Here is a 6647-nt window from a genome sequence, read left to right on the forward strand (position 1 = left end):
CTAACGGTATATTTCTTGTTGTAAATAGGGGGATTGCTCAAAGGCCTGGTCGATGGCCTTATGAAGGCGGCTGCTAAAGTAGGAAGGGCTTCCCTGCAACAAACCATTGATTACTACGCTCCACGGCACTGGTACGCCATTGTCTACCGAAGAGTTTTTGGCATCGGTCATTTGGATGAACAAGATCCCCGACCGAAATCCGCTTCTGTAGGCAGGTAAATAATAGCCGGGATAGTACCAACCACGCCCCACATACCCGCCGGGATACCACCAGTTCCAGTAGTACCAGTCGTAATAGTAATAGAGATACGTAGTTTTGGATACTGACGGGAGTATGATCATATCCGGTGAGTCCTCTTTGTCAACCTCCGTCCACCCCAAGTTGGTCATGTTTTCACGAATCACATCCAGGATCAGGGTGCTGTATTCTTCATCCACAAATTCAGGCGTGTCGCTTCCATTTCGGCTGCTGAAATCAGAACTGTTGACTTCTACAACTTCATCAGGCAACGAGTAGGTATTAACTGACCCAAAATCGAAAGAAGCATCATAGTTGGTATACACAATATCCAACTCGTCCACATAGTCAGGGCCATCCGGGTAACAACCTTGCATGGCTATAAAAGCAAACATAGCCACCAACGACATTAATTTAATTTTCATAGCTGTCAATCATTTAATGTTATGTAAAGCAAAATTTCTCCAACTATCTTATCATCTTAACGATGAACCAACGAAATATTATTATTCCGAAGTTAGAAGTGTGGTCGGCACCAGACCATGATGGTAGTCATAGCAGGACGATACTCTCGTCACCACCGGGCACGAAGGAGGGGTTTCGGTAAATGGAGGGGCAATTGAAGTACATGCATTGTGGGGAAATGACCACTGGCAAGCACAGAACAGCTCAGGCAACATGATGAATTTTACACGACGGTTTTACTTCGCCGCTGCACCGAAAAAAAGCAGCTGAACCGGTTACCCGTTCACAGCTGCTTTTCCACTATACCCGATGCTCCTGTTGAAACATCATTGCCTAACCTAAGAAAAAAATCGTGCAGCTTGTTTTCGCCCTAAGCCACCAATACTGAGGTGTCGATCTCAATTTCGTTGTCAACCCTTGTCACACCAGGTGAAGACCACGCTACTTTTTCTGCCTCTCTTTTTTCCGCCCAGGAGCGTACCTTTCCTGATAGGGTTACATGATTTCCCGACACATTCACATGGAGGTTTGAAGAATCCACTGTGGCACTCCTATGAAAAGCCGCAGCAATTTTGCCTTTGATCTGTTTGGGGTCAATCGTCTGCGATTTAAGCATGATATTATTGGTTACACCTTTTACGCCAATCAGATTTCGTACCGCATTTGCTGTGGCTCTTCTTTCATAGTCCCAATAGGTGAATCCGGTCAGGTAAACCCACCCGTTGTCCACTTTCACCTCGATCTGTTCATTTTTCAAAGCGCTGTGCCACTTAAGTGCATTGTTTATGGCATCGGCTATTTCAATATCTGTTTTGACGTGCATAGCTTCAATTTTCACTTCCAGGTCTACTGCTACCACGTTCACACCTGTGACACGCTGCGCCGCCCGCTCAGCTGCCAGCTTCTTACTATATGTGTCAACAAGTCCGGAGAGTGTCACCACCCCCTCGTTGGCAGTTACCCCAATTTGAGAGGCCACGTCTCTTAAGAGAGGATCCCACTTAAGCTCCTCCATTACATCTTTCTGAAGTTCTTCATTAGTTTTCATTGCCTTAGTTTTTAAAGTGTTATTACCATTAAATTTTAATTTCAGGGCCACCGACTGCATAATTACTATCGCTGATGATGGCCATCACTCTTCTCACAATTTCCCGGGATTTCTCCGATACCTCGGAAAGCCTGGAAGCTGAAGAAATGCCATCAATCCCCTCTAGCTTGCTACTACCTTCTCCCGAAGTGCTCAGCACTATCAGCTTATGACTTTCACTTGTGCGGTTAACAAAGTCTTCGACATGCCGACCCGGGTTCCAGTACTCCATCGAGTGAATAATAACTATAGCAGTCCAGTCCATTTCTTTGATGGAATCAAGTCCTGAGATGTCGATTACCTGAATAAAAACCGGTGAAATTTCCAACCCGGCAACCACTTCTTTCACAAGGGCATCTTTGAAATCGCTTCCCTGCGTGGCAATCAGCACTTTGTTCCTCATCGCCGGGTCATTCACTGAGTAGGGTTGGGCCGTCTTCATGGGCTCGGGGCCCATCGTCCACCAGATTGTGAAAAAGCCGATGATTATCAACGAAACGAACCAAACAATTACCTTATGCCACTTCATAGCTCTCTCACGTTTTATCCTGCGAACAGCAATAAAATTAGCCAAAGGGTGGTGCATTGCTCATGACCCGTATCATTGAGGAGTGAGATTGTCGTCGCTGAAAAAGTATCGTTTTTGTTGGATCTTAAGCAGTTGTAAGTGCCTGTCTTTTAACTGATATTAAAACTGGAAATTGGTTATGCCTTCTCATCTAAAAACAAACAACTCACAGACGATGAAAGCCTTCGTGATAAACGGCGTATACGATCTGACATCCGGCAACCAACCGCTTCAGCAGATTGAGCTTCCCATTCCCATTGTTGCGGACAATGAGATGCTCATCAGGGTGAGCTGTTGCGGTGCTTGCCACACTGAACTCGACGAAATAGAGGGACGTACGCCTCCTCCACATTACCCGGTTGTGCCGGGCCACCAGGTGGTGGGCTGCGTAGAAAAATGCGGAAGCAAAGCCAGACTTTTCAAAAAAGGCGACAGGGTAGGCGTTGCGTGGATCTATTCGTGCTGTGAGCAATGTGAGTACTGCACCTCCGGCCGGGAAAACCTCTGTGCAGACTTCATGGCTACCGGCAGAGATGCGAATGGCGGTTACGCCGAATTGATGAAAGTACCTGAGACCTCGGCGTTCCCTATTCCCCTTATTTTCTCCGACATTGAGGCTGCTCCTCTGCGCCGGAGCAATTGGCTACCGCTCGCTCCGGCTGGCCCGCCTGCAAAACGGCCAGACTCTTGGCCTGACGGGCTTTGGAGCCTCAGGTCACCTGGTGCTCAAAATGGCCCGCTATTTAATGCCCCAATCAAAGGTGCTGGTTTTTGCACGAAGTGAAGAAGAGCAGGCCTTTGCCCGATCACTGGGGGCCACCTGGGCTGGAGATGCTACCGGAAAACCACCGCTACAGGCCAATGCCATTATTGATACCACACCTGCCTGGAAGCCCGTGGTGCAATCGCTGCTCCACCTGAAGCCAGGCGGCCGGCTGGTAATCAATGCTATCAGAAAGGAAATTGGTGATCAGGATGCGTTGCTTGACATGCGCTACAAAGACCATCTTTGGATGGAGAAGGAAATAAAAAGTGTAGCCAATATTACGAGAAACGACGTGCGTGAATTTTTGAGTCTGGCTGCTAAAATACCTTTGAAGCCTGAAGTAGAAGTATACCCTTTCGACCGGGCAAATCAGGCACTGACTGACCTAAAGCATAAGCACGTAAAAGGAGCCAAAGTGCTGGTGTGGCGGTAGGCCTGGCAGTCAGTGAGAGAACATCTCTTGTTCCATGATGGCGTTTGCCGGAGACTTTGCCAAAAGGCAAAACCTAACACTTGCTTCTTAAGATGAAGCTTTTTGCACAACCTCCCGCTTCTCCTTCTCCCACTTTCTCATGATAGCAATTGTTTCTTCATCGGTCAGGTTGGCGAAGTCGGCATATCCCTGAGAAACAGCCTGGTAATAAGCAGGTGTTTCCAGTATCACCACCTCATCCACCATTTGCTTGAGATGTCTTTCCATAAGCTGGCCTGAGATCGGGGCAGCTACTACGATCTTCGCCGCACCCTTGTTCTTGCAAAGCTGAATGGCGGCAAACAGGGTGGCCCCCGTAGCAATGCCATCGTCAACCAGAATAACCGTGCGCCCCCTCATGGAAGGAAGCTCCTTCCCTCCTCTGTATTTTTGCACCCTTCGAGCTATCTCTAGCGACTCGCTGGATTTGGCCGCCTCAATGTCGTCAATGCGCCCGCTGGCCATATCGGATATGTATAAACTTCCATCTTCGGCCAATGCACCCATGGCGGTTTCCGGGCTCCAGGGGTAGCCAAGTTTACGGGCAATAACCAGCGAGAATTCGGCGTGAAGATAGCTAGCCACGTAGTAGGCCGTTTCGGCCCCTCCTCTGGGTATACCCAATACCAGCACGCCCTTGTCTTTGTATTTTTTCAACGCCAGGGCAAGTTGCTCCGCCGCATCTTTTCGGTCTTTGAACATGATAGCAGTAATTGTGATTTAACTTTACGGATATCAGAAGATGTCTTTGATGTGATATGTAGTCCCATTGAAGACAAACTCGTCTCCGGTCTTCCTTCCCTTCATGGCCTGAAAAAGTGGACTATTGATCGACAGACCAACAAACACCTGCCCGTTCACGCTGAACTGCTCAATGCTTGCAGAAACAAAGAACGTGCCTCTGTCGGTAGCCACGGCCGCACCGAGTTCCGCCTGCTCGTGTTCACTGAGGTGTCCATTCTGATTTTGCATCTTGTAAAGCAAATCTATTTCGTCATTGGCAAATTGAAGCTGCTTATTTATGGAATTCAACTCCGACATCACCTGCTCGCCAAAGGCTGTCTTTGACAGTGAATTTTGGTCGGCTCCCCGGTCAGCAGTGTCCTGCCCCAATTCCCAAATCCGCTTGCTAAAGTCATTGACCACAGCCTGGTGCTTGTTGATACATTCTTCAAACATTCTTGATTTTAATTCTTTCTTTTTCATACCTCTCACCTTTTTGTACTTTGCTGTAAACCAGGCATCCTCCATCAGAGATCACCGTCTGATCTAAGTTGACGATACTGAGTAAGAATTGAAACAACCAGTGTCATGCCGGCCCGGTGATTCTCGTCATTTACCCGCCCTCACACGGGTTACTTTTTCAAGTTTAAAGTTTAACCGGCACTCAGGCTCCACGGTGACAAAAGTGGTGATCGCCGGATGATGCCAGTCATTTAATACTGTCTGTCAAGCATTTAACTTGTTTGGCATAACCAGCCATAACACTAACATGAACGATCCTGTCAGAGTATTCGGCTTGCATGCGACCAGGCCTTTGGGGAACAGTATCGCAAAAGGCCTGGGTGTTTCGCTGTTTTTGCACGAAGAGCGAGACTTTGACGATGGAGAGCGCAAATCCAGGCCCCTGGTGACTGTGAGAGCGTGTAGTGCCCAAAGGCCATCAAACATCTCCATTCGGGCACGGCAATGGAGATGCTTTATACGGAAGACGCAGATAGCCAAAATCTCTGACCGATGGTGACTGATATCGATACGAATTCAGGTACCAAGCTGACCTTGCTGAAAAATCCGAAAAGTTACCCATTTCGTGCCACCAAGGTGAAAATGCTGGAAACACACATGTCGTGGGTCTTTCTGACTGACGACTATGTTGTGAAGCTAAAAAAGCCAATCAAGCTCGATCTGATTGATTTTTCTACTCCGGAAGCCCGCCACAAAAATTGTCTGGAAGAGCTGCGGGTCAACAGGAGGCTGGCCAAAGGAGTGTATTTGGGAATATTACCACTTACGTCGTCTCGGGGTGGGCAGTTAGCGCTGAATGGCAGTGGCAAAGCCGTTGACTGGCTTATTTGGATGAAAAGGCTTCCGAAGGAAAAAACCCTTGAGTCAGCCATTGCCGCCCACAACATCAACAAGCAGGAACTGAAGAGGAGCGCAAGCACACTCGCTGACTTCTACATCAACGGCAAGCTTGTCGACCTGGGCGCATACACCTATGTAAGCTGGATCACCTGCGCTGTGCTGGAGGACGGAAGACAGCTTCTGGCGCCCGAGTACAATGTTCCGTCATCGCTCGTCAACCGGGTCATCGACGCCCTTGTCTCATTTATCTATCTTAAAATTGAAGTGTTGCTGAGCAGAGCTGAAAAAATGAAGATCATTGAAGCGCACGGCGATTTACGGCCTGAGCATATTTACCTGGGCCCTCAACCTGTCTTCATCGATTCCCTTGAATTTTGCAAAAGCCTCAGAATACTCGACATCGCTGAAGAATTATCATACCTGTCGATGGAGTGTGACGCACTGGGATCAACATCCGCAGGCAAGGTGTTTATCGACACCTACATTCAGCAAAGCGGGGACATGATTCCTCAGGAACTGCTGGATTTTTACAAAGCAAAAGGAGCGCTGCTCAGAGCGAGACTTAGCATAAGGCATTTGACTAGCCCCAACTACAAAGGCCCGATGGACAAATGGAAGCAAGAGTGTTGCAAGTACTTAACAATGGCTGAACAGTATATGAATGTATGTCCCAACCTAACCTCCTAATACAATGACAGCACCTGCATCAAAACTACCATACAATATCACTGACTTCATTCTTGCGCACTACAAGGGGTCGGCCATTTCACATATTAACCTGAGTTCGATTTTAAAAAGCGGCTAATTGGCTTGTTTTGACGGGTTGATATTTGATTGCGGGCTTTTTGGGGAAGAAGGAGTAGGCAATCAATCCTGAAATAAGGTTGGTGATGAAGTTTTCGAAAGACCTATGTCTGGAATGTTCGACTTGACAGATGTTCTTGAGTTCATCGTTTACAGTTTCTA

The 6647-nt window shown here is 47.8% G+C and carries 10 protein-coding genes; 4 read left to right on the forward strand and 6 right to left on the reverse strand.

Going from position 1 to position 6647, the window contains the following annotated elements; translation table 11 throughout:
* From GC130_RS16320 to GC130_RS16330, 3 genes are all read right to left on the reverse strand, one after another.
* Window positions 1-663: a DUF4136 domain-containing protein gene (locus GC130_RS16320; protein WP_151999401.1), complete on the reverse strand. Its 663-nt coding sequence runs from the start codon at window positions 661-663 to the stop codon at window positions 1-3.
* A gap of 410 nt (window positions 664-1073) precedes the next feature.
* Complete coding sequence (locus GC130_RS16325; RefSeq protein ID WP_151999402.1) at window positions 1074-1751, reverse strand: BON domain-containing protein; 678 nt, start codon at window positions 1749-1751, stop codon at window positions 1074-1076.
* A gap of 28 nt (window positions 1752-1779) precedes the next feature.
* Complete coding sequence (locus GC130_RS16330; RefSeq protein ID WP_151999403.1) at window positions 1780-2319, reverse strand: hypothetical protein; 540 nt, start codon at window positions 2317-2319, stop codon at window positions 1780-1782.
* A 178-nt stretch (window positions 2320-2497) separates the two neighbouring features.
* On the opposite strand from GC130_RS16330, the gene GC130_RS28900 reads away from it, so the two are divergent.
* Together GC130_RS28900 and GC130_RS28905 are read left to right on the forward strand one after the other, a co-directional pair.
* Window positions 2498-3142, forward strand: coding sequence for an alcohol dehydrogenase catalytic domain-containing protein (locus tag GC130_RS28900; RefSeq protein WP_226940524.1), 645 nt, complete (start codon window positions 2498-2500; stop codon window positions 3140-3142).
* Window positions 3105-3557 carry a hypothetical protein gene (locus tag GC130_RS28905; protein ID WP_226940525.1) on the forward strand — a complete coding sequence of 151 codons (453 nt, stop codon included), beginning with the start codon at window positions 3105-3107 and terminating at the stop codon, window positions 3555-3557. Before GC130_RS28900 ends, GC130_RS28905 begins: the two co-directional genes overlap by 38 nt.
* An 87-nt stretch (window positions 3558-3644) precedes the next feature.
* Here the strand turns inward: GC130_RS28905 and GC130_RS16340 are convergent, their stop codons facing one another.
* Together GC130_RS16340 and GC130_RS16345 are read right to left on the reverse strand one after the other, a co-directional pair.
* Entirely contained in the window at window positions 3645-4298 is a 654-nt protein-coding gene (locus GC130_RS16340) for a phosphoribosyltransferase (RefSeq protein WP_151999404.1), read from the reverse strand.
* Between the two features lie 33 nt (window positions 4299-4331).
* Window positions 4332-4802 carry a hypothetical protein gene (locus tag GC130_RS16345; RefSeq protein ID WP_151999405.1) on the reverse strand — a complete coding sequence of 157 codons (471 nt, stop codon included), beginning with the start codon at window positions 4800-4802 and terminating at the stop codon, window positions 4332-4334.
* A 286-nt stretch (window positions 4803-5088) separates the two neighbouring features.
* Between GC130_RS16345 and GC130_RS16350 the strand changes: the two genes are divergently transcribed.
* Window positions 5089-5340 carry a hypothetical protein gene (locus GC130_RS16350; RefSeq protein WP_151999406.1) on the forward strand — a complete coding sequence of 84 codons (252 nt, stop codon included), beginning with the start codon at window positions 5089-5091 and terminating at the stop codon, window positions 5338-5340.
* The gene (locus GC130_RS16355; RefSeq protein WP_151999407.1) at window positions 5334-6368 is read left to right on the forward strand and encodes a hypothetical protein; all 1035 of its coding nucleotides are present in this window, start codon (window positions 5334-5336) and stop codon (window positions 6366-6368) included. The genes GC130_RS16350 and GC130_RS16355 overlap by 7 nt, the downstream gene beginning before the upstream one ends.
* A 103-nt stretch (window positions 6369-6471) precedes the next feature.
* On the opposite strand, the gene GC130_RS16360 is transcribed toward GC130_RS16355, so the two are convergent.
* The coding region (locus tag GC130_RS16360) for a transposase (protein ID WP_304599205.1) at window positions 6472-6647 on the reverse strand (176 nt) is incomplete at its 5' end.

It is taken from the genome of Imperialibacter sp. EC-SDR9, from assembly GCF_902498805.1.
Taxonomy (GTDB): Bacteria; Bacteroidota; Bacteroidia; order Cytophagales; family Cyclobacteriaceae; genus Imperialibacter.